Below are 25,844 nucleotides of genomic sequence, written 5' to 3' on the forward strand. Positions count from 1 at the left end.
CTCACGCTCCTTCTGCGAGTTCCACGAGGCGGGTCAGGCGGATCCGGTTGATCTTGACGAGCTCGCCGCGGGCGGTCTCCCGCTCCTGCTCCGGCGAGTTGCCGATCCGGACCTTGACCGCGTCCCGCATGAACTCACCGGTCGCACCGGTGGCGCAGATGAGGAAGACGTGGCCGAACTTGTCCTGGTAGGCCAGATTGAGTTCGAGGAGTTCACTGCGGAGCTCCTCCGAGGCGCCGGCCATGCCGCGCTGTTCGCGGGCGGAGGTCGGGTCTCCCGGCTTCGGGCGGCCGATCGGTGCGTGGCCCCCCATGGCCTCGCCCAGATCCTCCGCGGTGAGCTCCGCCATGGCGGCCTCGTTCGCGGCGAACAGGGATTCGGCGGAGGCGAAGGGGCGCTGGGCGAGCATCTTGCTCCCCCAGGCCGAACTGGCGCAGACCTCGTGCAGCTCGGCCGCGGCCGCGCTGTCGTCCAAGGTGTTGATCCGGGTGAGACCCGGGGTCGGACTCGAAGACACGGTGGGTCCTCCGTGGCCTGTTGTTGCTGAGACGGGCTGCGCATAGCTAACGCTCTCCACAACACGGCGTCAACACTTTGTTGAAACTTCGCGTACACAAAAGCCGCCGCCCGGATGAATAGGGCGACGGCTGGTCACTGTGGGTCAGGCGGTTCTCACGCCTGGCTGGTTTTACCGGGATTTTCCCTGTTCAGATAGTTGTAGACCGTGAAGCGGCTGACCCCCAGGGCCCCCGCGACCGTCTCCACACCGTGCCGGACGGAGAAGGCGCCGCGCGCCTCCAGTATCCGTACGACGTCCTGCTTGGACTTCCGGTCGAGCTGCGACAGCGGCACACCGTGCCGGCGTTCCAGCGCGGCCAGGATGTGGTCCAGCGACTCGGAGAGCTGCGGCAGGCGCACGGCGAGCACGTCCTGGCCCTCCCAGGCGAGCACGACGTCGTCGGGCTGGGCGAGGGAGGGGTCCATCAGCTCGCCGCCCATGGCGTCGACGAGCGGCTTGACCGCCGCCACGAAGGGGTGGTCGCGGGGCTCGGTCATGGCGTCTCCTCGCCGATCACGTTGACCTGGAGGGTGACGCGGGTGGCCCCGGCGTCCAGCGAGTCGCGCAGCAGCGCGCCCACGGCGGCCAGGACCTCCTCGGTCCCGCCCTCCGCCGTGTTGCCGAAGGGGCCGACGTCCACCGCCTCCAGCCTGGCCTTCTGGATGACCTCCCGGGCGGCCACGGCATGGGCGGGGGCCTCTTCGAGATCGAAGGGCTCGGTCGTGAACTCCACTCTCAATCGCACGCCGTCAAGCTACCCCGCGGCCAGGTTTTTCCGGCAGTCCGCACTTGACATCCGCGCGGGACCCCGTGCAGTCTTCCATCAAGCAGAAAACAACTTCCGCAATACGGAAGGAGCGCACACCCCTCATGGGATACACGGACCAGCGCTTCGATGTGAACCTGTCGATCCTCTTCACGGAACTCCCGCTCCTGGAGCGCCCCGCGGCCGCCGCCGCGGCGGGCTTCACGGCGGTCGAGCTGTGGTGGCCCTGGATCGAGACCCCCGCCCCCGCCCAGGAAGAGCTGGACGCCCTCAGGAAGGCTCTTGAGGACGCCGGCACCCAGCTGGTGGGCCTGAACTTCTACGCCGGCAAGCTGCCGGGCCCGGACCGCGGCGCGGTATCGGTCCCCGGCGAGGAGTCGGACCGCTTCAACGCCAACATCGACATCGCGGCCGATTTCGCCGCCTCGGTGGGCTGCAAGGCGCTGAACGCGCTCTACGGCAACCGCGTCGAGGGCGTGGACCCGGCCGTCCAGGACGCACTGGCCCTGGAGAACCTGGTCACGGCGGCGCGTGCCGCGGACCGCGTGGGCGCGGTCCTCCTGATCGAGACCCTCAACAAGCCCGAGTCGCCGCTCTACCCGCTGGTGAGCGCTCCGGCCGCCGTCGAGGTGGTGGACAGGGTGAACGAGGCCACCGGCCTCGGGAACGCCAAGTTCCTCCTCGACCTGTACCACCTGGCGATGAACGATGAGGACCTCTCCGAGGTCATCGAAAAGTACGCCGCCAAGACCGGGCACGTCCAGATCGCGGACAAGCCCGGGCGCGGTGCCCCCGGCACCGGCGAACTGCCCCTCGCCGAGCTGCTCGACCAGCTCAAGAAGGCGGGATACGAGGGCTACGTGGGCCTGGAGTACAAGGCCGAGGACGCCGCCGCCTCCTTCGCCTGGCTGCCGGCCGGGGCCCGCGCCGCCGCGTAGGGGCGGCACGTCCGGCCGGCCGGCCGGGCATCCCCCGCACTTTTCGTACGACGTATCAAGAGAAGGACCCTCCTCATGAGCAACACCGCTGCGCTGCCGAAGATCGCCTGGATCGGCCTCGGCATCATGGGCTCCCCCATGGCCGAGAACCTGCTCAAGGCCGGCTACTCCGTCACCGGCTTCACCCTGGAGCAGGACAAGCTGGACCGCCTGTCCGCCGCCGGCGGCACCGCGGCCGGCTCCATCGCCGAGGCCGTCAAGGACGCCGACGTCATCATCACGATGGTGCCCGCCTCCCCCCAGGTCGAGGCCATCTCCTACGGCGCCGACGGCATCCTGGAGAACGCGAGGTCCGGGGCGCTGATCATCGACATGTCGTCGATCACCCCGCAGACCTCGGTGGACCTCGCCAAGAACGCCGCAGAGAAGGGCATCCGCGTCATCGACGCCCCGGTGTCCGGCGGCGAGGCCGGCGCCGTCGAGGCCGTGCTGTCGATCATGGTGGGTGGCGAGCAGGCCGACTTCGACGAGGCCCTGCCCGTCCTGGAAGCCCTCGGCAAGGTCATCGTCCTGTGCGGCCCGCACGGCTCCGGCCAGACGGTGAAGGCCGCCAACCAGCTCATCGTCGCGGTGAACATCCAGGCGTGCGCCGAGGCCGTGGTCTTCCTGGAGAAGTCCGGTGTGGACCTCCAGGCCGCCCTGGACGTCCTCAACGGCGGTCTGGCCGGCTCCACGGTCCTGACCCGCAAGAAGGACAACTTCCTGAACCGCGACTTCAAGCCCGGCTTCCGGATCGACCTGCACCACAAGGACATGGGCATCGTCACCGACGCCGCCCGCAATGTCGGTGCGGCCCTCCCGGTCGGCGCGGTCGTCGCCCAGCTCGTCGCCTCCCTGCGCGCCCAGGGCGACGGCGGCCTGGACCACTCGGCCCTGCTGCGCGCCGTCGAGCGCCTCTCCGGCGCCCAGGTCTGACCGCCTCCCCTCCCTGAGGGGACCCGAGTCTCCGGATGGCGCCGGTGCTGACACCTGTCCTGTCGCGCCCAAGCGCCGGCGCCGTCCGGATCACCACTCCCCAAGTCAGTTCAACAAACTGTTGACGCTGCGTTCGTGCCGAATCTAGGCTGTTCCGCATGACGGAAGACGCTTTCCGTCAGCAGTTACCCGTACGGAAGGTCACCATGTCGAAGCGCACGCTGACGACCGAGTCCGGCGCCCCGGTCGCCGACAACCAGAACTCCGCCACCGCCGGCGTCGGTGGCCCGCTCCTGGTCCAGGACCAGCAGCTGCTCGAAAAGCTTGCCCGCTTCAACCGTGAGCGCATCCCGGAGCGCGTGGTGCACGCCCGCGGCTCCGCGGCGTACGGCTACTTCGAGGTGACCGACGACGTCACCGCCTGGACCAGCGCCGCCTTCCTGGACACGGTCGGCAAGAAGACCGAGACCTTCCTGCGGTTCTCCACCGTCGCCGACTCGCTCGGCGGCGCCGACGCGGTCCGCGACCCGCGCGGCTTCGCGCTCAAGTTCTACACCGAAGAGGGCAATTACGACCTCGTCGGCAACAACACCCCGGTGTTCTTCATCAAGGACCCGATCAAGTTCCCCGACTTCATCCACTCCCAGAAGCGCGACCCCTTCACGGGCAAGCAGGAGCCGGACAACGTCTGGGACTTCTGGGCGCACGCCCCCGAGGCCACGCACCAGATCACCTGGCTGATGGGCGACCGCGGCATCCCCGCCTCCTACCGCCACATGAACGGCTACGGCTCCCACACCTACCAGTGGACGAACGAGCAGGGCGAGGCGTTCTTCGTCAAGTACCACTTCAAGACGAACCAGGGCATCCGCTGCCTCTCCAGCGAGCAGGCCGCCGAGGTCGTCGGCTCCGACGGCAACTCGCACCAGACCGACCTGCTCCAGGCCATCGAGCGCGGCGTGAACCCGAGCTGGACCCTGTACGTCCAGGTCATGCCCGCCGCCGAGGCCGCGGACTACCGCTTCAACCCGTTCGACCTCACCAAGGTGTGGCCGCACAGCGACTACCCGCTCCAGCGCGTGGGCCGCCTGGTCCTCGACCGGAACCCGGACAACGTCTTCGCCGAGGTCGAGCAGTCCGCCTTCTCCCCGAACAACTTCGTCCCGGGCATCACCGCCTCCCCGGACAAGATGCTCCAGGGCCGCCTGTTCGCCTACGCCGACGCCCAGCGCTACCGCCTCGGTGTGAACCACACCCTGCTGCCGGTCAACGCGCCGAAGGCGACGAAGGCCGACAACTACGGCCGCGACGGCGTCATGGCGCTGCGCAACGGCTCGCGCCACGACAAGAACTACGAGCCCAACTCCTACCAGGGCCCGGCCGAGACCGGCCTCGCGCTGGGCGCCCCGAAGGCCGTCTCCGGCTGGACCGGCACCCACGAGGCCCCGGCGCACACCAAGGACGACGACTTCTTCCAGGCCGGTGAGCTGTACCGGCTGATGTCGGAGGCCGAGAAGCAGCGCCTGGTGGCGAACATCGCCGGCGGCCTCTCCCAGGTCACCCTGGAGGACGTGATCGAGAAGAACCTGGCTCACTTCCACGCCGCGGACGCCGACTACGGCCGCCGCGTCGAGGAGGCCGTCCGCGCCCTGCGCGACGCCTGAGCCGACAAGGATGTACCGGGGGCCTGACGGGAGGTCAGGCCCCGGGTGCTCAGCCCGACCCGTGGACCCGGATGAGGGGTGGTACGCGGTGAGGGCAGACTGCGCCGGCCCCTGCGGCCGGCGCCGCGTGAGGACCGTGGCGGGCGTGCGAGCCAGTGCGGTGGTCATGGGTTCCGAGGCCCGTCTCTCGACCTGAGGGAGACGGTGCCGGAGTTCCCGTCGCCCGCCCGCCACAGTCCCGGCCTCTCCTTCCTGTACGAGGAGGGCCCTCCTCCCCACACACTCCGCCCGGCGGTGCGAACGTCCTGTCGCGCCAGCCTCGCTCCGTCGGGCGGTCACCACCAGAGCGCCGAGTCACGGACGGTCCCGTGACTCGGCGCTTTGCCATGTCAGCGCTTTGTCATGTCGGCACTTTGTCATGTCACGGCTCCTTCGGGAGGCCGCCCGGTAGGCTCTGGAAGATCGTCGGCGATCGTACGGAGGGGGCAACCGATGCTGCCGGAAGCGCTGTTGGCACTGGCCACGGCCGGAGGGACCGCGGTGGTGCAGGCCGCCGGTACGCAGGCGTGGGAGGGCTTCCGCGCCCAGGTGGCCGACTGGTTCGGCCGCGGCGACACCGGCCGGGCCGGCGGGGAGCTCGTACGGCTCGACCGCACCGCCTCCGAGATCGCCGCCGCCGGCGCGGCCGCCGGTCCGGACGGGGAACGGACCCGCATCCGCCAGGAGGCCCTGTGGCAGGCCCGGTTCGAAGGGCTGCTGGAACTGCTCCCGGACCAGGAGCGCGACCGGGCCGCCGGGGAACTGCGCGCCCTGCTCGACGCCGCCGGAGCACCCGGCGTATCCGCCGGGGACGCGGGACTGGCCGTCGGCGGCGACCTCCACGTCCGCGCCGACCACGGCTCCATCGCCGCCGCCGTGATTCACGGAGGTGCCCACCTGAGCCCCCCTCCCCCGCCGGCTCCGTCCCAGGGCTGACCGGACCGGCGAGCGCAAGCCCCTCCCCCACCACCACCGGCCCCGCGCACCCGTACTCCGTCCGGGCCGGGCACTACGGCATGGCCGTCGGCCGCGCCGACCATGTCTCCTACTACGCCGCTTCGCGCGCCCCCGCGCCCTGGCCCGTACGGGTGGGCACCCCGCCCGCCGCCGCGCGCTGCTTCCGGGCCCGGCCGGCGCTCGACGACCCGCGCGGGCCGCTCGTCGGCACGGCGGGCACGGGCAAGACCCAGCAGGCCGCGCACCTGGCCCGCCGGGCCTGGGACGAGGGCCGACTCGACCTGCTCGTCTGGGTCCCGGCCGGCGACCGCGAAGCGGTCCTCGCCTGCTACGCGCAGGCCCACGCCGAGCTCACCGGGACCGACACCACCGCCGCCCCGGAACAGGCCGCGCAGGCGTTCCTCGCCCGGCTGCGGGCCGACGCCGAGGAGCCCCGGCCGCGCTGGCTGATCGTGCTGGACGGGGTGGCCGACCCCGAGGACCTGCGCGGCCTGTGGCCCCCCGACCACCCCGGCGGGCGAACGCTGGTGACGACCCGTCGGCGGGACATCGCGCAGCCGGGGCCCGTCCGGGCCGTGGTCCCGGTGGCGGGGTTCACCCCGGCCGAGGGGACGGCGTACCTGCGCGACGTGCTCGCCGAGGGCGGACGCGACGCCGGGGCCGAGGAGGCCGAGGCGCTGGCCCGGGAGCTGGGGCTGCTGCCGCTGGCACTCTCCCAGGCCGCGGCCCAGCTGGTCCGGGAGGGGCTGGACTGCACGGCGTACCTCGGGCTGCTGACGCGGCCCGGCGGGCGGCCGCTGGCCGAACTCGTGCCCGGACCGGGCGCACTGCCGGACGGTCAGCACTTCGGGGTGCACGAGGCGTGGGCGCCGTCCTGCGAGCGGGCCGGCCGGCTGGTGCCCGGCGGGCTGGTGGGCCCGCTGCTGGAACTGGCCGCCCTGCTCCCGGACGGGGGCGCGCCCGCGTCCGTACTCACGCGCCCGGCCGCCCTGCGCCACCTGGAGCGGCACCGCACCGCGCCCTCCCCCGACGGCGCCGCGCCGCGCCCGGAGGAGGTGACGGCCGCGCTGCGGGTGCTGGACCGCCTGGGGCTGGTCGACTGCGCGGCGGGGGACGCGTACCCCTCGGTACGGATGCATCCGGTACTGCGGCGGGTGACGCGCGAGCAGGTGCCCGCGCACCGGGCGGGGGCCCCGGCCCTGAGCCTGGCCTCGGCCCTGGCCGAGGCGGCCGACCGGGACCCGGACGACGCCGGCTTCGGGCCGGTACTGGCGGCCTGCACCGAGGAGTTGCTGCGGCACGCGGGCACCGTGCTGTGGACCCACCCGCTGACCGGGCGGGCCGCTGCCCCGCGCCGCGACACGTTCAGCGCCACGATGGACGCCTTCTTCGGCGGGGAGCCGCCCCTCGGCGTGCATCCCCTGCTCTTCCGCGTCGGTGAGTTCCTGGGCGGCACGGGCCGGGCGGGCGCGGCCCGGGGGCACTTCGAGCGGCTGGCGGAGGAGGCTCTGCGCCGTCAGGGCCCGGACTCCGAGGTGGTGGACGGGGCCCGTGAGCGGGCCGCGCACTGGCGGGGCGAGGCCGGGGATCCGGCCGGGGCGGCGGCCGCCTACGCGGCGATGCTCGGCGAGCGGATCCACCGGCTCGGCCCCGAGCACCTGGGCACCCTCGCCACGCGGGCCGCGCTGGGGCGCTGGCGGGCGAAGGCCGGGGACCCGGGCGGGGCGGCCGCGGCCTACGCCGAGCTCGTACCGCTCCAGGAGCGGCACTACGGGCCCGCGTACCCGGAGGTCTTCGCGAACCGGGCCCTGCTCGCGGGCTGGCGGGGCGAGTCCGGGGACGCGTACGGGGCCGCCATGGCCTATCAAGCCCTCCTGGACGATCTGCTGCGGCGGCTGGGCGCCTCGGGCGGTCCCACGCTGCCGAGGGAGACCTTCCTGGGGACGGTGGTGACGCGGCCGAACTGGTACGACGTCTTCGGCGCGCACTTCGGCCACGCGCACTGGCGGGGCCGGGCCGGGGACCCGGCGGGGGCAGCGGTCTCCCTCGGGCATCTGCTGGCCGAGCAGACGCGCGTACTGGGGCCCGAGCACGCCGACACCCTGGCGACGGCGCGGGAGCGGGAGCGGTGGGCGCGGTACGGGGGCGGGGGCTGAGCGGGGCGCCGTAGCCGCGGACAGCGGAAGCGGCCCCCGTCCCCTCACCGCGGAGTGAGGGGACGGGGGCCGCCGCGTGTGCCCGCGGGCGGATCAGACCAGGAGGGCCTTGATCGCGGTCGGGGCGTGGCCCGGCTCGGTCGCCAGGTCCTCGAACTCGGTGACGTCGCTCATGTCGACCGTCTTGCTCATCGCGATATTGGTGACGCGCTCCAGGATCGCCTCGACGACGACGGGGACCTGGTGCTCCTGGGCCAGCTTCTTGGCCTCCTCGAACGCCTCGCCCAGCTTGTCCGGGTCGGTGACCCGGATGGCCTTGACACCCAGGCCCTCGGCGACCTTGACGTGGTCGACGCCGTAGACGCCGATCTCCGGGGTGTTGATGTTCTCGAATTCGAGGTTGACCTCGAAGTTGATGCCGAGGCCGCCCTGCGCCTGGCGGATCAGGCCCAGGTAGGCGTTGTTCACGAGGACGTGGACGTAGGGGACCTTGTGCTGGGCGGCGACCGCCAGCTCCTCGATCATGAACTGGAAGTCGTAGTCGCCGGACAGCGCGACGATCGGGGTCTGCGGGTCCGCGGTGGCGGCGCCGATCGCGGCGGGGATGGTCCAGCCGAGCGGGCCGGCCTGGCCGCAGTTGATCCAGTGGCGCGGCTTGTAGACGTGCAGGAACTGCGCGGCGGCGATCTGGGAGAGGCCGATGGTGGTGACGTAGCGGGTCTCCGGGCCGAACGCCTTGTTCATCTCCTCGTAGACGCGCTGCGGCTTCATGGGGATGTTCTCGAAGTGCGTACGGCGCTGGAGGGTGGCCTTGCGCTCCTGCGCGGAGGCGGCCCAGGCGGAGAAGTCCGGCAGCCTGCCCTCCGCCTTGAGCTCCTTGGCGACCTCGATGAAGAGCTCCAGGGCGGCCTTGGCGTCGGAGGCGATGCCGAAGTCCGGGGCGAAGATCTTGCCGAGCTGGGTGGGCTCGATGTCGACGTGCACGAAGGTGCGGCCCTTGGTGTACGCGTCCAGGTTGTAGCCCGTGTGGCGGTTGGCCCAGCGGTTGCCGATGCCGATGACGGTGTCCGACTCCAGGAAGGTCGCGTTCCCGTAGCGGTGCGCGGTCTGGACGCCGACCATGCCGGCGGCCAGCTCGTGGTCGTCGGGGATGGTGCCCCAGCCCATGAGGGTGGAGATGACGGGGACGCCGGTCAGCTCGGCGAACTCGACCAGCAGGTCGGAGGCGTCGGCGTTGATGATGCCGCCGCCGGCGACGATCAGCGGGCGCTCGGCGCGCAGCAGGAAGCCGAGGGCCTTCTCGGCCTGGGCGCGGCTGGCCTGCGGCTTGTAGACGGGCAGCGGCTGGTAGGTCTCGGGGTCGAACTCGATCTCGGTCAGCTGGACGTCGATCGGCAGGTCGATGAGGACCGGGCCGGGGCGGCCGGAGCGCATCAGGTGGAACGCCTGCTGGAAGACGCCGGGGACCTGCGCGGCCTCCAGGACCGTGGTGGCGGCCTTGGTGACGGGCTTGGCGATCGAGGCGATGTCGACGGCCTGGAAGTCCTCCTTGTGGAGCTTCGAGACCGGGGCCTGGCCGGTGATGCACAGGATCGGGATGGAGTCCGCGATGGCGGAGTACAGGCCGGTGATCATGTCGGTGCCGGCCGGGCCCGAGGTGCCGATGCAGACGCCGATGTTGCCGGCCTTGGCGCGGGTGTAGCCCTCGGCCATGTGCGAGGCGCCCTCGACGTGGCGGGCCAGCGTGTGGGCGATGCCGCCGACGTTCTTGAGCTCCCGGTAGAAGGGGTTGATCGCCGCACCGGGAACACCGAACGCTTGTTCGACGCCTTCGAGCTTGAGGATCTCAACTGCAGCAGCGGCGGCTGTCATACGAGGCATCAGGTTCTCCTGCGGGTGCGACGGTCAGGCTTTTCCGTAATCCGGAAGTTTTGTTCTGCTATACGGAACAAGCTAAGCGGCGAGCGATGCGCCGTCAAGGCGCGGGGGGACGCGGGAGGCGGGCGAAAACGGCATTCCGGGCGGCGACTTGTACAAATCTCCGATCCGGGGGTGGGGGCGGTCGCCGGTGGTGGAGCATGAGGGCACGGACAGCGACGGAGGGGTCTGGTCTCATGGCGGAAGCGGTACCGGTGCGCTGCCCGGCGTGCCTGCGCGAGAACGGCTACACGGCGCCGGTCTTCCCCTGCGCGTGCGGCAGCCCGGTCCACCCGCCGCTGGACCTGTCGGCGCCGCCGATGCTGCTGACGCACCGGACGTGGTCGGAGACGTGGGTGACGGTGCGGTGCGGCTCGTGCGGCCGCGAAAGCGAATGGCCCCACCCGGAGCTGGGCTGCGGCTCCTGCGGCACGGTCGTCCTCCTCCCGGTCCACCCCTTGGAACCACAGGCTCCGCCTGCGCTACCGGGGCTCCGGGGCCAGCCGGGTGCGGGTCCGGGCCGGCCCGCGCCGGGGGCGGGGCCCGGCCGCCCGACGCCGGGGGCGGGGCACGGCCCGACGGGGCCGATCCCGGGCCCCGGCCAGGGTCCGGCGACCGGGCGCGGCCCGGCGGCAGGGCCGCTTCCGGGGACCGGCGGGGCTTCGACGGCTGGGCCGACCTCGGGGGCTGGGCCGACCGCGGGGGACGGGCGCGGCCCGGCGGCGGGTGAGGCCGGGGCCGCTGGACGGCCGGGCATCCGGGGCACCGGCCCGGCCACGGGCGCGTACGGCACACCACCCCAGGCCGGGAACCCGGCGAGCGGAGGTGCGCAGCACGGAGACGCCCCCTGGACCGCCGGTCCAGGAACCCGGGCCGCCGGGGCGGAAACCCCGGACCCGGGACACCCAGGCACCGGCCCCTCACGGCCCGCGGCATCGGGAACCGCCGCCCCGGGCACCACAGGCCCGGCCGCCGCAGGCCCGGGCACCGCACGTCCGGGGGCCGGTACGTCGGGAACCGGGTACCCCGAGGCCATCGGTCCGGGCGCCGACGGCCTCGGAGCCGACGGTTCAGGGGCCGAGGGTCCGGACGTCGCGGCCCCCGAGACCTGGGAGTGGGACGGGGCTCCGGGAGCCGGCGGCTCGGGGGCCGGGTTTTCGTGGGCCGGAGGCCCCGAGGCCGATGGCTCGGGCGCCGCAGGTTCTGGGACCGGGAGTTGGCCCGGGGCTTCGGAAGCCTGGGGTTCCGGGGCCGCGAATGCGGGAGCCGGAGGCCGGGGAGTCGCCGGCGCGGGGGCCGGAACCTCTGGGGCCGGAGGCCCGGGCGCCGCTGGCACGGGTGCCGGGGCCTCGGGAGCCGGGGTCTCGGGAGCCGGGGTCTCCGGAGCCGGAGGTCACGGAGCTGGGGGTCACGGAGCCGGAGGTCACGGAACCGGAGGTCACGGAACCGGAGGTCACGGAGTCGGGGGTTCGGGAGCCGGGGATTTCGGAGCCGGAGGGGCCGGAGCCTGGGGTGCCGGGCGGGCGGACGGTGGTGGGCAGCCGGCCGCAGGGGGCGGGCGGGGGGTGTTTCGGCCGGTGACCATTCGGACCGCTCGGGATGCCGTGGCCACCGCCGCGCTGTACCTGCGGTGGCTCGGGTTTCAGGATGTGCGGCAGCCCGACGGGCGGCCGATCCCCTCCGCGGTCGTCGACCTCCGCGCGCCCGGGCTCGTCGCGCAGGTGGATCCGACCACCGCGCCCGCCGGCCTCCGCGCCGTGGAGTGCGTCTGGCTGAACGGGCTCACCGCCTCCGCCACCAGCGTCTACTTCTCCCTCGCCGGCTACACCGAGGAGGCCCGCAGCCGCGCCGACGACCTCGGGATACCGCTCTTCGTCATGGACCTCACCGGCATGCCGCAGCCCGTCAACGACCCGGCCGACGCCCTGATCGGCCCGGACACGCCGGACACCCCGCACACCCCCTAGGCTCGGGGGCATACCCCCGCCCCGCTGAGGAGTACCCGATGAGCCTGTACGACATCCCGCTGACCACCCTGTCCGACGAGCCCACCAGCCTCGCCGCGTACAAGGGCAAGGTCATCCTCCTGGTGAACACCGCCTCGCAGTGCGGCCTCACCCCGCAGTACTCGGGCCTGGCCCGTCTGCAGTTCGCGTACGAGGACAAGGGCTTCACCGTCATCGGCGTGCCCTGCAACCAGTTCGGCGGCCAGGAGCCCGGCAACGCCGAGGACATCCAGACCTTCTGCTCCGCCGGCTTCGGCGTCACCTTCCCGATCCTGGAGAAGTCCGAGGTCAACGGCGAGAACCGGCACCCCCTCTACCAGGAGCTGGTCAAGACCCCCGACGCCGACGGCGAGGCCGGGGACATCCAGTGGAACTTCGAGAAGTTCCTGATCTCCCCCGCCGGCGAGGTCGTCGCCCGCTTCCGCCCCCGCACCGAGCCCGAGGCCCCCGAGGTCGTCTCCGCGATCGAGGCGCTGCTCCCCGCGTAGTACGGCCCGCGCCGGCCGCGGGGCCCGCGCCCGCCCCCGGGCCCCCGGCCGCCCGGGGGCCCGTACCGGCGCGCCTCAGTCCAGCTCGCCCTCGCGGTACTCCTCCCCCGAGCCCGCGGCGGTCAGCTCGCGCAGCTCCACCCGGCGGATCTTGCCGGACACGGTCTTCGGCAGCTCGGCGAACTCGATGCGCCGGATCCGCTTGTACGGGGACAGCACCGCGCGCGAGTGCGCGAACAGCGCCCGGGCCGTCTCCGGCCCGGGCTCCCAGCCGCCCGCCAGCGTGATGTACGCCTTCGGCACCGCCAGCCGCAGCTCGTCCGGCGCGGGCACCACCGCCGCCTCGGCCACCGCCTCGTGCTCCAGCAGCGCGCTCTCCAGCTCGAACGGGCTGATCTTGTAGTCGGACGCCTTGAAGACGTCGTCGGAGCGCCCGACATAGGTGAGGTAGCCGTCGGCGTCGCGCGCCGCGATGTCACCGGTGCGGTAGAGCCCGTCCGCCATGGCCTCGGCGGTGCGCTCCGGGTCGTCGCGGTAGCCGGTCATCACCCCGGCGGGCCGCACCCGCAGGTCCACGCACAGCTCCCCCTCCTCCGCCGACTCCTTCCCCGTGACCGGGTCGAGCAGCACGATCTCGTACCCCGGCGCCGGGCGCCCCATGGAGCCGGGCTTGACCGGCACCCCGGGGAAGTTCCCCACCTGGAGGGTGGTCTCGGTCTGCCCGAAGCCGTCGCGGATGGTGACGCCCCACGCCTCGCGGACCTTCTCGATGACCTCCGGATTCAGCGGCTCGCCCGCCGCGACCGCCTCGCGCGGGGGCCGGGCCAGCAGCGTCAGGTCGGACTGGATCAGCATCCGCCAGACGGTGGGCGGCGCGCAGAAGGTGGTCACGCCGTGCCGGTCCATCTCGGCCATCAGCCGCTCCGCGTCGAAGCGCGTGTAGTTGTGGACGAAGACGGTCGCGCCGGCGTTCCAGGGGGCGAAGAGGTTGGACCAGGCGTGCTTGGCCCAGCCCGGCGAGGCGATGTTGAGGTGCACGTCGCCGGGGCGCAGCCCGAGCCAGTACATGGTGGAGAGGTGGCCGATGGGATAGGAGGCGTGGGTGTGCTCGACGAGCTTGGGGCGGTCGGTGGTGCCGGAGGTGAAGTAGAGCATCAGCGGGTCGGTGGCCAGGGTCTCGCCGTCGGGGGTGAAGCCGCCGGGGGCGTCCTCGCTGTCCGCGAGCCGCCGCCAGCCCGCCGGCACCCGGTGGCCTGCGGCGATCCGCGTGTAGCCGCCGGGTACCTCGTCGAACTTGGCCGTGTCCTCGCTCCGTACGACGACATGCCGCACCTGCCCGCGCTCGACGCGGTCGCGCAGGTCGGCCGGGCCGAGGAGCGGCGTGGCGGGGATGACGACGGCGCGCAGCTTCATCGCGCCGAGCATCACCTCCCACAGCTCGCGCTGGTTGCCGAGCATGACGAGGATCCGGTCGCCGGGCGCGACGCCCTGCTCGCGCAGCCAGTGGGCCGTCGCGTCGGACCGTACGGCGAGCCGGGCGAAGGAGAACGACTCGCTGGTGCCGTCCTCCTCGACGATGCGCAGGGCGTCGGCGTCGTTGCCGGCGGCGATCCGGTCGAACCAGTCCAGGGCCCAGTTGAACTGCCGGGGGCGGGGCCAGGTGAATCCGGTGCGGGCGGCCTCGTAGTCACCGCGGCGGTCCAGCAGGAAGTCCCGGGCGGCGAGGAACTCCGCGGTGGCGGTGGCGTTGTTCTGCGTATTTCCGGTCGTCATGGCAGGTATCGTGCCGCGTCGGCGGGGCCGACCACCAGGGCGGCGTCAGCCGGGAGTTGACCGAGTACGGGTTCGGGTCCGGTACGGGATCGGGTCCGGTCCGGGTTCGGGTCCGGTCCGGGTTCGGGTCCGGTCCGGGTTCAGGGGCGGACGGCGGCGAAGCGGACCGCGACCGGCGCCTCCTCCCCGGGTCCGGCCAGGTCGGCGGCCATCCGCTCCCCCTCGGCGACGATCTCGTCCCGGGCGGCGCTCAGCCCCTGTGCCTGGGGGTCGAACAGCTCGATGGTGAGCCGCCGCCCCTCCAGCTTCCACAGGCCCGCGAGGAACCCGTCGACGAGCAGGGTGCAGTGGGCCTGGTTCCCGCTCCACGTACGCCCCTTGAGCTGCGGCGGTACGACGCGTGCGCGGTCGGCGTGGGACAGCAGGAGGTTGTCGAACTCGGGCAGGAAACGCGGCGGCGCCGGGGTGTCGGCGTCGGGGCGGGGCGCGTCGGGGAGGTCGAAGAGCTCCACGCCGTTCTCGTCGCGGAAGACGGCCAGTCCGGGCCGCAGCCGCTCGAAGGAGTCGCGCAGCCGGGTCAGCCCGGCCCAGGTCTGCATGTCCTTGACGGAGGCGGGCCCGAAGGCGGCGAGGTAGCGCAGGACGACCTCGTCCATGGGCTGCGCCCGCACGGGCTCGGCCGTGGTCGCGCTCCCGCCGAGCCAGTTCTCGACGGTGGTCAGCCGCACCTGCCCGCTGCGCCCCCACACTCCGCGCGGGGTGACCTGCACCAGCGGCAGCAGACAGCGCGCGGCGACGGACAGCGACTGCGGATCGGCCTCGGGCCATTCCTGGAGCAGGTCCTCGCGGATCTCCCCCATAGTGCGCGGCGCCTCGTCGACGAAGCCCCGGGCCCGCTCGGCGAGCCGCCCGAGGTCCACCCCGGCGAGCCCCTTGCGGAAGTAGTGCACCTCGCGGTCCCGGGCGGGCTGCACGAGCGGCCGCAGGGTCAGGGCGTCCTCGGCGGTGTGGGTGTGGATGGTGGACCGCATGGTCACCATCCGCACCACCTCCCGCGCCTCCATGAGCCCGGCGAGCTCGGCGGGCCGGAACCCTTCGAGGCGGGCGTGGAGCTGGAAGTAGGGCGGCTTGACATTCTGCGCCTGCAACCCGAGCAGATGCCCGACGGCGTCCCGCGCGGACATACCGGCCCGCCGCAGCAGCAACTGCCGAGCAAGGGTCGCCCGATTGAGCGCCCGCACACCGAGCAGGGGATACGAGTTCGTCCTGAAAGCCATACCAGCAACCTAGCCCCGCTTGCGGACAACGGCTGTCCGCAACGGGGCGCGGTGCGCCGCGCCCGGGCGGGGTCATCACGGAAATCTGATCACGCGCACCAAGCGCCGCATCAGGCGCTAGGTTTCAGCCCAGCGGGACGTGCGCCGCATCACCGCACCCGGTGGCCCGCCCACCTGCCCACCCATCCACCTGCCTGCCTGCCGCACTCCCCGGGGGAATCGCCATGACCCAGACTCCGACCGACACCCTCGGCGCCACGGGCGACAAGGACGGCGACGAAGCCGCCGACCGGGAGGCCGTCGAACGCGAGCGGGCCGAGATACGGGAGTTCATCAAGAGCCTGAGCGGCGACGACATCAAGTCGGGCGGCTGGTTCACCAAGCTCATGGGCCAGGCCATGAACTCCTACACCCAGAAGGTCGACTGGCAGTACTTCCAGGACCGGTACCAGGGTGTCCCGGCGGACGCCGTCGTCGACCAGCGGATCAAGATGGCGGCGCGCTACGCCGCCCTCGAAGGCGGGCTCTCCGCCGGTGCCTATTCGGCGGCCGTCGTCGCCACCATCGGAAGCCTCGGGGGCGCCTCGCCCGCGACCTTCCCGGCCGCCGTCGCGACGATGATGGTCGACGTCGCGTTCATCACCCGGCTCCAACTGCGCCTGGCCTACGACATCGCGGTCCTCTACCGGGTCCCGGTCGACCTCTCCGACCCCGACGACATGTGGAAGCTGATCCGGGTGGCCTTCACGATCAAGGGCGGGGAGACGGTCCGGGAAGGCGTGGTGAAGGCGGTCCCGGCCATGGTACGGCCGCTGGTCAAGCGCTTCTACTCCGGATCGGTGCTGACGGCCGCGAAGGGCCTGCCCGTCGTCGGGAAGCATCTGCTGCAGCGCAACATCATCAAGATCGGCATCCCGGCGGTCGGGGTTCCGCTCGCGGTGCTGGTGAACCGCTACACCACGCTGGTCGCGGGCCGGCATGCCCAGGCCGTCTTCCGGAACGAGGCGCGGGTGATCGAACTCGCGGAGAGCCTGAGCGAGCGGAGCCGTCATCCGCGGCTGCTGCTGTGGGTGGCGTGGCTGGTCGTCACGGCCGACGCGAAGATATCCGACGACGAGGCGTTGCTGATGCGCCACCTGGTGCGGCTGGTCCGGGAGCGGCACCAGGTGGCCGACGAACGGCTCGCGCGCGTGGTCGACATCGACCCCGCCGAGGTGTGGCGGCTCGTGGAGGCCGAGCCGGGCGATGTGAGCGACGTCGTGGACGCCGCCGAGCGGGTGGCGGCGGTGGACGGCGCCGCCAACGCGCGCGAGAAGGCCGTTCTTTCCGAGCTGCGGGAGCGTTGCCGGCGCGCCTGATGCCGTCGCACCGGCCGCCGGGGCAGGTGGATTTGGGCGTTCGGGTTGATGCGCGGTGGTGTCCGAATCATGCTTGTTGTCATGTCTCCTGCTGCCGCCGCGCTCGACGTGTCCCACCTGCCCGATTACGCCCATGACTGGGCGCTGGTCGATGTCGAGACCTCAGGGCTCGTCCCACGGCGTGACCGGATCCTGTCGGTCGCCGTCCTCACCCTCGGGCCGGAGGGGAGGCTCGTGGAGGAGTTCAGCAGCCTGGTCGACCCCGGCTGCGATCCCGGGCCCGTCCACATCCACGGGCTCACGCCGGAGCGGCTGCGCGGTGCGCCTGCGTTCGGCCGGATCGCCGGGCGGATCGGCGCGCTGCTGCAGGGGCGGGTGCTGGTCGCCCATAACGCGCAGTTCGACTACGACTTCCTCGCCCACGAGTTCGCGCGGGCCGGGCTGACCCTGCCCGTCTCCCGGCGGCTGTGCACCCTGGCACTGAACCGGCGGGTGGAGCCGCCGACCGACAGCCTGAGCCTGGCCTCGCTGGCCGCGCACTACGGCGTCGTACAGACCAGGGCCCATGACGCGCTGGACGACACCAGGGTCCTCGCGGGAATCTTCCGCGCCTCCCTCTCCGAGGCCGTACGGCTGGACCTCCCGCTGCCGCTGGTGCCCTGTCCGCCCCGGCAGGATCCCCGGTTCGCGCCGCAGCCGCCGAAGACGCCGTGCGCGTACCGGAATCCGGGGCGGCTGGTGGCCGGCGGGCCGCTCGTCCAGGGGATGAAGATCGCTGTGACGGGAGATACGGACATGGCGCGGGCGGAGTTGGTGGCGCGTTCGGTGGCCGCCGGTCTGAACGTGATGGGGTCGGTCAGCCGGCACACCAGTGTCCTCGTCACCAACGACGCGGGTTCGGCGTCGGGGAAGGCCCGGCGGGCCGCGGCGGAGGGGGTTCCGGTGCTCGACGAACGCGGCTTCCTCGCCCTGCTGGCGGACGTACGGCCGGGAACCCCGCACCAGCAGCAGGCGGCGACGGCGGTACCGGCTGCGGTACCGGCCGTCGCGGTACCGGCGCCTCGGCAGGTGGTGGCGCCCCCGGCGCCGCGGGTCGTGCAGCCGTTCGGGCGGCGGCGGGTCCTGGTCCTGGGCGGCTCGCACACGGAAGCGGCCGGCGCCCGCGCCCGGGTCGTCGAGCTCGGCGGAGCCGCCGCCATCAACCTCTCGGCGAGCGTGACGGACATCGTGCTCCTCACCGGCGCCGAGCGCGACCGGCGTCTGGCGCGCGTCACCTCGATGGGGCTGCCCGTCCACGAGCCGGGGTGGCTGGGGTCGCCCGTGCCGGAGCCGGTCCCCGCGGTCGCGGCGGCCGTCTCGGAGGGCCGTCCGTCGGACGCCGCCGTCCTGCCCCGCGGCGGGGTCATCGACGTGCCCGTGCTGCCCGCCGCGTCCGGGCGCTGGTACGTGAACGCCTCATGGGCGGCGCCGCGGACGGACTGCGAGATCGATGTGGTGGCCTTCGTCCTCGACGAGGAGCAACAGGTCTCCTGCGACGGGGACTTCGTCTTCTACGGGGCACCCGAGAGCCCGGACGGAGCCACCCGGCTGCTCTGCGACGGCCCGACGGAGCAGACCGTGACGGTCGACCTGGCCGCACTCCCGCCCGCCGCCCAGCGGGTGGCGATCGCCGCCGCCATCGACGGTGCGGGCACCTTCGGCGACATAGGGGCCGTCCAGATCACCCTCGCGCCCGGCAGCGACGCCCCGGCCACCGCGCAGGCGGCGCTGGACGCCGCCACCAGCGAACGCACGCTGCTCCTGGCCGAGCTGTACCGCCGGGGCCCGCTGTGGCGCTTCCGCGCGGTGGGGCAGGGCTACGACCACGACCTGGAGGCGCTTGTACGCGGCTACGGCGTCGAGGTGGCCTGACGGCCGGGCGGGGGGTTGGCCGGTCGGGGGCATCGGGGCGGGTGTCGGTGGGCGTGGCTAGCCTGGGCGGGTGACGTACACCGATGACCGAGAGTTCCCCGCCGCGCTGGCCGCCGCGATGTCCGTTCCGTTCGACTACGCGGACGGCCACGGGGTCGACTTCGAGCCCTACCCGGCGTTCCTGTCCGCCGAGGACACCACCGACTGGTTCCAGGCGTGGACCGGGAACACCGAGCTGGACGGGGACGCCTTCCGGGTGTTCGGCCAGGACGGGACGGGCGGGTACGCGGCGTTCTGGCTGGTCCGGCCGGGGCGGCCGGTGGAGGAACAGCCGGTGGTCTTCCTCGGGTCGGAGGGGGAGACGGGTGTCGTGGCGCGCGACCTGGCCGACCTGCTGTGGCTCCTGGCGGACGGCTTCGGCCCGGCGGAGGCGGGTTCCCCGTACGCGACGGACTGGACGGGACACCCGGACCCCGCCCGCACCTCCCTCGCGGAACGCCACGCCCCAGCCCGCCACGCGTCGGCGGAAGCGGTGGTCCGCCAGGCGGAGGACGAATTCCCCGGCTTCACCGACACGATCACGTCCCTCTGCCGCTGAGCCGGACTGGCGCGGGCGCCGGCCCCGGGTGGGGAGTCCCCGGCTGCGCCGACGCCATGGCGCCCCTTCGCCGCCGGTGCGGCTCGACGCCGCGGGCTCCGGCGCCCAGGTGAGTGACCTCGGCCCCGCCGACACCGTGGCCGGTTCTCGGGGGCCGGGGGCCAGGGCCGCCCGCACGGCCATGGTGGCGCGGCGAGCCGCTGATCGGCACGGCGGTTGCCCTCCGGGCAGTTGCGGCCCGCGGCACCGCCTCCGGCCCACGAGCGGACGACCGTGCCCGACGCGCGCCTGCGTAGGCGGCCTCGTGCACGGCACAGCGCCGGTCTCTGAGCCGGCCTCGGCCACGTCCGGCCGCCCCACGCGTCGGTAGCCGCCCTCCTCCTGCTGTCCGCCGGTGGCACGCCCCCGTGGACACCGGAGCGGAGAGGGTGCGCGCCCCCGGCCGGACAGCCGACGCATTCTCGCTACAGCTCCCCAGCGGACCGGCTCGGTCGCGCGCCGCCCGCCCCTGCGCGGGGCAAGCCCCACCCCGCCCACGCGCCACGCCCCGCCCCGCCCCCGCGTCAGGGCGTCGTCAGGGCTGCGTCAGTGGGGTGTCAAGAGAGAGGTGGGGGGCGTATGGACCGCGTCAAGGGGGTGCTGGGGGCGTTGAGCTGGGGGTTTGCTGAGTGTCGGTCGTTCTGGCCGGAATCGGATCCCCGATTCGTCGCGAATTTTTCCCCGTTTCATCCCGTCTCATCTCAGGAGCTCGCGATGGCCGATCTGGCCTTCGTCCTCGCCACCCTCGCCGTCTTCGGGCTGGTGGCTCTCGTCGCCCGGGGGGTGGCCAAGCTGTGAGTGCCGAGAACATCGTCGGGCTGCTCGTGGCCGCCGCGCTGGTCGGGTACCTCGTCCTCGCCCTCGTCAAGCCGGAGAGGTTCTGAGCGCCGTCATGAGTTCCCCGACCGCGGGAGCGCTCCAGCTCCTCGCGCTGACCGCCGCCCTGGCCCTCGCCTACCGGCCGCTCGGCGACCACATGGCCCGGGTCTACTCCTCCGAGCGGCACCACCGCCCCGAGAAGTGGATCTACAAGGCCATCGGCGCCGACCCCTCCACCGAGATGCGCTGGCCCGCCTATCTGCGGGCCGTCCTCGCCTTCTCCGCCGTCGGCGTGCTCTTCCTGTACGCCCTCCAGCGCCTCCAGGGCTCCCTGCCCGGCTCCCTCGGCTTCGCCTCCATCGACCCGGACCAGGCGTTCAACACCGCCGCCTCCTTCGTCGCCAACACCAACTGGCAGTCGTACTACGGCGAGCAGGCCATGGGCCACCTCGTGCAGACCGGCGGCCTGGCCGTCCAGAACTTCGTCTCCGCCGCTGTCGGCATGGCCGTCGCCGTGGCCCTCGTACGGGGCTTCGCGCGCTCCCGGACCGGCGAGCTCGGGAACTTCTGGGCCGACCTGGTCCGCGGCACGGTACGGATCCTCCTCCCCCTCTCCATAGCCGGCGCGCTCGTCCTCGTCGCCTGCGGCGCCATCCAGAACTTCGCCGGGATCCACGAGGTCGGGCAGTTCGCGGGCGGTACGCAGCAGTGGAACGGCGGCGCGGTCGCCTCGCAGGAGGTCATCAAGGAGCTGGGAACCAACGGCGGCGGCTACTTCAACGCCAACTCCGCCCACCCCTTCGAGAACCCGACCCCCTTCTCCAACCTCTTCGAGGTCTTCCTCATCCTCCTCATCCCCTTCGCCCTGACCCGCACCTTCGGCCGCATGGTCGGCAACCCGCGCCAGGGCTACGCCATCCTCGCCACCATGGCCACGATCTGGCTGGGCTTCACCGCGCTGATGATGTGGACCGAGTTCGCCCACCACGGCCCGGCCCTGGAGGCCGCGGGCGGGGCGATGGAGGGCAAGGAGAACCGGTTCGGCATCGCCGGGTCCTCGATCTTCGCCGTGGCCACCACCCTGACCTCGACCGGCGCGGTCAACTCCTTCCACTCCTCCTACACCGGCCTCGGCGGCGGCATCGCCCTGCTCGGGATGCAGCTCGGCGAGATCGCGCCCGGCGGAGTCGGCTCCGGCCTCTACGGCATGCTGATCATGGCCGTCATCGCGGTGTTCCTCGCGGGCCTGATGGTCGGCCGCACCCCGGAGTACCTGGGCAAGAAGATCGGCACGCGCCAGATCAAGCTGGCCGCCTGCTACCTCCTCGTCACCCCGGCCCTCGTGCTCTGCTTCACCGCCGCGGCTCTGGCCCTGCCCACCCCCGGCAACTCGATGGCCAACCCGGGCGCGCACGGCTTCACCGAGATCCTCTACGCCTACACCTCGGGCGCCAACAACAACGGCTCGGCCTTCGCGGGCCTGAACGCCGACACCCAGTGGTTCAACAGCACCCTCGGCATCGCCATGCTGCTGGGCCGCTTCCTGCCCATCGTGTTCGTGCTCGCGCTGGCCGGTTCGCTCGCCGAGCAGCCGCCCGTCCCCGCCACCGCCGGGACCCTGCGCACCGACAAGCCGCTCTACGCCGGGCTGCTCGTCGGCACGATCGTCGTCATCACCGGTCTGACCTACTTCCCCGCCCTCGCGCTGGGACCGCTCGCCGAAGGGCTCGCCTCATGAGCACCATCACCCCTGTCCGTGCTCCGCACGAGGACGCCCCCGCCGCGCCACGGCCGGCCGGGCGCGTGGGCGGTGGCCTCTTCGACCCGAAGCAGCTCCTGCGTTCCCTCCCCGAAGCGGTGCGCAAGCTGGACCCGCGCGTCATGGTCACGTCTCCCGTCATGTTCGTGGTCCTGGTCGGCTCGGTGGTCACCACCGGGCTCGCGCTCACGGACCCGACGGACTGGTTCGGCTGGGCGATCACCGCCTGGCTGTGGCTGACCACGCTCTTCGCCAACCTCGCCGAGGCCGTCGCCGAGGGCCGCGGCAAGGCCCAGGCCGACACCCTGCGCAAGGCCAAGACCGACTCCGTGGCCCGCCGCCTGACCACGACCGGCGCCAGTGCCGCCACCGGCGCCACCACCGGCGCCGAGGAGTCCGTACCCGGTACGGAGCTGCGCGTCGGGGACCTCGTGGTCTGCGAGGCGGGTGATGTCATCCCCGGCGACGGGGACGTGGTCGAGGGGGTCGCCTCCGTCGACGAGTCCGCCATCACCGGCGAATCCGCGCCGGTGATCCGCGAGTCGGGCGGCGACCGCAGCGCGGTCACGGGCGGTACGAAGGTCCTCTCGGACCGGATCGTCGTCCGGATCACCACCAAGCCGGGCGAGACCTTCATCGACCGCATGATCGCCCTCGTCGAGGGCGCGGCCCGGCAGAAGACGCCCAACGAGATCGCCCTCAACATCCTCCTGGCGTCGCTGACGATCGTCTTCCTGCTGGCCGTGGTCACCCTCCAGCCGTTCGCGATGTACGCCGGCGCCGAGCAGTCCATGATCGTGCTCACGGCCCTGCTGGTCTGCCTGATCCCGACCACCATCGGCGCGCTGCTCTCCGCCATCGGCATCGCCGGCATGGACCGCCTGGTCCAGCGCAATGTCCTCGCCATGAGCGGCCGCGCGGTGGAGGCGGCCGGGGACGTCTCCACGCTGCTCCTCGACAAGACCGGCACCATCACGCTCGGCAACCGCCAGGCCGCCGAGTTCGTGCCCGTACGGGGCACCACCGCGGCCGGGCTCGCCGATGCCGCCCAGCTGTCCTCCCTGGCCGACGAGACCCCCGAGGGCCGTTCCATCGTCGTGCTCGCGAAGGAGAAGTACGGGCTGCGCGAGCGCCACCAGGGCGAACTGGCGCACGCCGAGTGGATCCCCTTCACCGCGCAGACCCGGATGTCCGGGGTGGACCTCGCCGGGCGCACCGTACGCAAGGGGGCGGCGGGCGCGGTCCTCGCCTGGGTGCGGGAGCGCGGCGGCACCGTCGCGGAGGACGCCCGCGCCCTCACCGACACCATCTCCCAGGCGGGCGGCACCCCGCTGCTGGTCGCCGTCGAGGACGCCGAGGGGGCCCGGGTCCTCGGGGTCATCCACCTCAAGGACGTGGTCAAGGCGGGCATGCGCGAGCGCTTCGACGAGCTGCGCCGCATGGGCATCAAGACCGTCATGATCACCGGTGACAACCCGCTGACCGCGAAGGCCATCGCGGAGGAGGCGGGCGTGGACGACTTCCTCGCGGAGGCCACCCCCGAGGACAAGATGGCCCTCATCAAGCGGGAGCAGGCGGGCGGCAAGCTCGTCGCGATGACCGGCGACGGCACCAACGACGCCCCGGCCCTGGCCCAGGCCGATGTGGGCGTGGCGATGAACACGGGCACCTCGGCCGCCAAGGAGGCCGGGAACATGGTGGACCTGGACTCCGACCCGACGAAGCTCATCGAGATCGTCGAGATCGGCAAGCAGCTCCTCATCACCCGGGGCGCCCTGACCACCTTCTCCATCGCCAACGACGTCGCGAAGTACTTCGCGATCATCCCGGCCATGTTCGCCGTGGTGTATCCGGGCCTGGACACCCTCAACATCATGGGCCTGGCCTCCCCCGAGTCCGCGATCCTGTCCGCCGTCATCTTCAACGCGCTGATCATCGTCGCGCTCGTCCCGCTCGCCCTCCGGGGCGTGCGGTACCGGCCGACCAGCGCCGACCGGATGCTGCGCCGCAACCTCGGCGTCTACGGACTGGGCGGCCTGGTCGCCCCGTTCATCGGCATCAAGCTCATCGACATGCTGCTCTCCCTCATCCCCGGGCTCGCCTGAATCAGGAACCGCTGACCTGCCATGAACACTTCCGTAGCCACCACAGCGCGCCTCCTCGGCGCGGGCCTGCGGGCCCTCCTCGTCCTGACGGTCCTGTGCGGGATCCTCTATCCGCTCGCCGTCACCGGTATCGCCCAGGCCGCGTTCCACGACAAGGCCAACGGCTCCGAGATCAAGGACGCGAGCGGCCGCGTCGCCGGCTCCTCCCTCATCGGCCAGACCTACGACCTTCCCCAGCAGAACCCCGACGACCCCGAGGAGGCGCCCCGGCCGGACCTCAAGTGGTTCCAGCCGCGCCCCTCCCACGGCCTCGGCACCAACACCGTCAACACCCAGTACGCGCTGATCCTCTCCGGCGCCACCAACAAGGCGGCCGACAACCCGGACCTGGTCACGATGGTCACCGAGGCCAGGCGGGCCGTGGTCACCGACAACTCCACCGCGACCTACACGGTGAAGCCCGAGGACGTGCCCGCCGACGCCGTCACCTCCTCCGGCTCCGGCCTCGACCCGCACATCTCCCCCGCGTACGCCGCACTCCAGGCACACCGGGTCGCGGAGCGGAACGGCCTGGACGTCCAGCGGGTCGAGCAGCTGGTCAAGGACCACACCGAGGGACGCCAGCTCGGCTTCCTCGGCGAACCCCGCGTGAACCTGCTCCGGCTGAACCTCGCCCTCGCCGCACTGACCAGCGGCTGACGGCCCCGGAAAGCGAGCCATGCATGGCCCGCCCGGATCGCGGGGAGCCGCCCCCCGAGGGGGCACGCGGCGGAAGGGCGGCGTACGGGTCATGGCACGGGTGAGCGTGAAGAGCGACGAGGTGGTCGTACGGCTCGGCCCCCGCGAGCTGCTGGCCGCGCGCCGGCTGCGGGCGGTACGGCTGCCCGCGGCCGCGCTGCGCCGGGCGCACGTGGAGACCAGCTGGTGGCGGGTGCTGCGCGGCGAGGCCGGCCGGGGCCTGTGGCATCCGGGCCGGTGCGCCGGGATCCGGCGCACCCCGGAGGGCGAGGACTTCGTCGCGGTACGGGCCGGCGGGCCCGTGCTCTGCCTGGACCTGGCCGCCGGGGCACCGTACGGGCAGGTGGCCGTCACCGTGCCGGATCCCGAGGCGGCCGGCCGGGCGGTACGCGCGGCCCTCCCGCCGGAAGCCGCCCGCGCGGCCGGAGCGGACCCGCGGGAGCCGCACGTACCCCTGCGTGTCCCCTACGAGGCCCCCCGCGCGCCCGCCGTGCCCGCGCGCGGCAGGGCCCTCGGCGTCCGGCAGCCGCCCCCGCCGGACGAGGCCCGTGTCGCGCGGGCCAACGCGGACCGGGTCCGCCGCGACCACGTGCTGCCCCCGGACCCGCCGGGCAGCTGGCCGAGGGACCTGCGGAGCACCTGACCGGCGGCGGCCTGTTTGGCCCGCGCCCCAGTGGTTAGCAGCAGGGCGAGGGGCGAGGCGGAGAGGTGAACCGTGATGGGTGGCAAGCAGGACGGCGAGGGCCGCGCGGAGCGGATCCGCGGGCGGTCGCCGGAGCCCGGGCAGCTGAGGACGGGCGGCAGGCCGCGCACCCCCGACGAGATCGCGCACGAGCGCGGCCGGGAGGACGCGACGATGCGGGACGTGATGCACGACCTGCGCGAGGGGGACCTGGACGACATGCGGGACGACCGCTGACGTCGGGGGACCACGAGGTCCGGGCCATCTCGGGGGCGGCCCGGCCCTCGTCGTACGCCCGCACCGCGCTCAGCAAATACCGC

General features: G+C 72.9%; 23 protein-coding genes and 1 pseudogene. 17 read left to right on the plus strand and 7 right to left on the minus strand.

Annotation, left to right across the window (positions count from 1 at the left end):
• Position 1: 1 nt before the first annotated feature.
• The 3 genes from uraD to ABZ873_RS08015 form a co-directional block, all read right to left on the minus strand.
• Complete coding sequence (uraD, locus tag ABZ873_RS08005; RefSeq protein ID WP_360866930.1) at positions 2-517, minus strand: 2-oxo-4-hydroxy-4-carboxy-5-ureidoimidazoline decarboxylase; 516 nt, start codon at positions 515-517, stop codon at positions 2-4.
• A gap of 155 nt (positions 518-672) precedes the next feature.
• Entirely contained in the window at positions 673-1,056 is a 384-nt protein-coding gene (locus ABZ873_RS08010) for a helix-turn-helix domain-containing protein (protein ID WP_360866933.1), read from the minus strand.
• On the minus strand, positions 1,053-1,304 hold the full coding sequence (locus ABZ873_RS08015) for a hypothetical protein (RefSeq protein ID WP_360866936.1): 252 nt from the start codon (positions 1,302-1,304) through the stop codon (positions 1,053-1,055). The genes ABZ873_RS08010 and ABZ873_RS08015 overlap by 4 nt, the downstream gene beginning before the upstream one ends.
• Before the next feature lie 125 nt (positions 1,305-1,429).
• Here ABZ873_RS08015 and ABZ873_RS08020 point away from each other — a divergent pair, with 125 nt between their 5' ends.
• The 5 genes from ABZ873_RS08020 to ABZ873_RS08040 all read left to right on the plus strand — a co-directional run bounded on the left by ABZ873_RS08020 (position 1,430) and on the right by ABZ873_RS08040 (position 8,054).
• Positions 1,430-2,263, plus strand: coding sequence for a TIM barrel protein (locus tag ABZ873_RS08020; RefSeq protein WP_360866939.1), 834 nt, complete (start codon positions 1,430-1,432; stop codon positions 2,261-2,263).
• Between the two features lie 75 nt (positions 2,264-2,338).
• Complete coding sequence (locus ABZ873_RS08025) at positions 2,339-3,238, plus strand: 2-hydroxy-3-oxopropionate reductase (protein ID WP_360866942.1); 900 nt, start codon at positions 2,339-2,341, stop codon at positions 3,236-3,238.
• 206 nt (positions 3,239-3,444) lie between these two features.
• Positions 3,445-4,902 (plus strand): catalase, encoded by a 1,458-nt coding sequence (locus tag ABZ873_RS08030; protein ID WP_360867071.1) that lies wholly within the window; start codon positions 3,445-3,447, stop codon positions 4,900-4,902.
• A 492-nt stretch (positions 4,903-5,394) separates the two neighbouring features.
• The gene (locus ABZ873_RS08035; RefSeq protein ID WP_360866944.1) at positions 5,395-5,877 is read left to right on the plus strand and encodes a hypothetical protein; all 483 of its coding nucleotides are present in this window, start codon (positions 5,395-5,397) and stop codon (positions 5,875-5,877) included.
• An 80-nt stretch (positions 5,878-5,957) separates the two neighbouring features.
• On the plus strand, positions 5,958-8,054 hold the full coding sequence (locus ABZ873_RS08040) for an NB-ARC domain-containing protein (protein WP_360866947.1): 2,097 nt from the start codon (positions 5,958-5,960) through the stop codon (positions 8,052-8,054).
• Positions 8,055-8,147: 93 nt separating this feature from the next.
• Here ABZ873_RS08040 and gcl read toward each other — a convergent pair whose 3' ends face one another.
• Both gcl and ABZ873_RS08050 read right to left on the minus strand, forming a co-directional pair.
• Complete coding sequence (gene gcl, locus ABZ873_RS08045; protein WP_360867074.1) at positions 8,148-9,926, minus strand: glyoxylate carboligase; 1,779 nt, start codon at positions 9,924-9,926, stop codon at positions 8,148-8,150.
• A gap of 292 nt (positions 9,927-10,218) precedes the next feature.
• Positions 10,219-10,404: a hypothetical protein gene (locus ABZ873_RS08050; RefSeq protein WP_360866950.1), complete on the minus strand. Its 186-nt coding sequence runs from the start codon at positions 10,402-10,404 to the stop codon at positions 10,219-10,221.
• Positions 10,405-11,539: 1,135 nt separating this feature from the next.
• Here ABZ873_RS08050 and ABZ873_RS08055 point away from each other — a divergent pair.
• Positions 11,540-11,938: pseudogene (locus tag ABZ873_RS08055) on the plus strand (hypothetical protein); the annotation flags it as partial.
• 38 nt (positions 11,939-11,976) lie between these two features.
• Positions 11,977-12,465 carry a glutathione peroxidase gene (locus ABZ873_RS08060; protein WP_360866953.1) on the plus strand — a complete coding sequence of 163 codons (489 nt, stop codon included), beginning with the start codon at positions 11,977-11,979 and terminating at the stop codon, positions 12,463-12,465.
• Positions 12,466-12,540: 75 nt separating this feature from the next.
• Here ABZ873_RS08060 and ABZ873_RS08065 read toward each other — a convergent pair whose 3' ends face one another.
• Both ABZ873_RS08065 and ABZ873_RS08070 read right to left on the minus strand, forming a co-directional pair.
• Complete coding sequence (locus ABZ873_RS08065) at positions 12,541-14,238, minus strand: AMP-binding protein (protein WP_360866956.1); 1,698 nt, start codon at positions 14,236-14,238, stop codon at positions 12,541-12,543.
• Between the two features lie 140 nt (positions 14,239-14,378).
• Positions 14,379-15,515, minus strand: coding sequence for a winged helix DNA-binding domain-containing protein (locus ABZ873_RS08070; RefSeq protein WP_360866959.1), 1,137 nt, complete (start codon positions 15,513-15,515; stop codon positions 14,379-14,381).
• A gap of 224 nt (positions 15,516-15,739) precedes the next feature.
• Here ABZ873_RS08070 and ABZ873_RS08075 point away from each other — a divergent pair, with 224 nt between their 5' ends.
• From ABZ873_RS08075 to ABZ873_RS08120, 10 genes are all read left to right on the plus strand, one after another.
• Positions 15,740-16,873, plus strand: a complete 1,134-nt coding sequence (locus ABZ873_RS08075; RefSeq protein ID WP_360866962.1) for a hypothetical protein — start codon at positions 15,740-15,742, stop codon at positions 16,871-16,873.
• An 81-nt stretch (positions 16,874-16,954) separates the two neighbouring features.
• Complete coding sequence (locus ABZ873_RS08080) at positions 16,955-18,784, plus strand: DEDDh family exonuclease (RefSeq protein WP_360866965.1); 1,830 nt, start codon at positions 16,955-16,957, stop codon at positions 18,782-18,784.
• Between the two features lie 70 nt (positions 18,785-18,854).
• Complete coding sequence (locus ABZ873_RS08085; RefSeq protein WP_360866968.1) at positions 18,855-19,382, plus strand: SMI1/KNR4 family protein; 528 nt, start codon at positions 18,855-18,857, stop codon at positions 19,380-19,382.
• Positions 19,383-20,000: 618 nt separating this feature from the next.
• Positions 20,001-20,219: a hypothetical protein gene (locus tag ABZ873_RS08090; RefSeq protein ID WP_360866971.1), complete on the plus strand. Its 219-nt coding sequence runs from the start codon at positions 20,001-20,003 to the stop codon at positions 20,217-20,219.
• A complete protein-coding gene (kdpF, locus tag ABZ873_RS08095) occupies positions 20,216-20,305 on the plus strand; it encodes a K(+)-transporting ATPase subunit F (RefSeq protein WP_037631082.1) in 90 nt (29 codons plus the stop codon). The genes ABZ873_RS08090 and kdpF overlap by 4 nt, the downstream gene beginning before the upstream one ends.
• An 8-nt stretch (positions 20,306-20,313) precedes the next feature.
• Complete coding sequence (gene kdpA, locus ABZ873_RS08100) at positions 20,314-21,978, plus strand: potassium-transporting ATPase subunit KdpA (RefSeq protein ID WP_360866974.1); 1,665 nt, start codon at positions 20,314-20,316, stop codon at positions 21,976-21,978.
• On the plus strand, positions 21,975-24,104 hold the full coding sequence (gene kdpB / locus ABZ873_RS08105) for a potassium-transporting ATPase subunit KdpB (protein ID WP_360866977.1): 2,130 nt from the start codon (positions 21,975-21,977) through the stop codon (positions 24,102-24,104). The genes kdpA and kdpB overlap by 4 nt, the downstream gene beginning before the upstream one ends.
• Before the next feature lie 21 nt (positions 24,105-24,125).
• A complete protein-coding gene (locus ABZ873_RS08110) occupies positions 24,126-24,803 on the plus strand; it encodes a potassium-transporting ATPase subunit C (protein ID WP_360866981.1) in 678 nt (225 codons plus the stop codon).
• Positions 24,804-24,894: 91 nt separating this feature from the next.
• Entirely contained in the window at positions 24,895-25,485 is a 591-nt protein-coding gene (locus ABZ873_RS08115; RefSeq protein WP_360866984.1) for a hypothetical protein, read from the plus strand.
• Positions 25,486-25,560: 75 nt separating this feature from the next.
• Positions 25,561-25,761: a hypothetical protein gene (locus ABZ873_RS08120; protein WP_360866987.1), complete on the plus strand. Its 201-nt coding sequence runs from the start codon at positions 25,561-25,563 to the stop codon at positions 25,759-25,761.
• Positions 25,762-25,844 lie beyond the last annotated feature (83 nt).

The sequence above is a fragment of the Streptomyces sp. NPDC047014 genome (genome assembly GCF_040644195.1).
Lineage (GTDB): Bacteria > Actinomycetota > Actinomycetes > Streptomycetales > Streptomycetaceae > Streptomyces.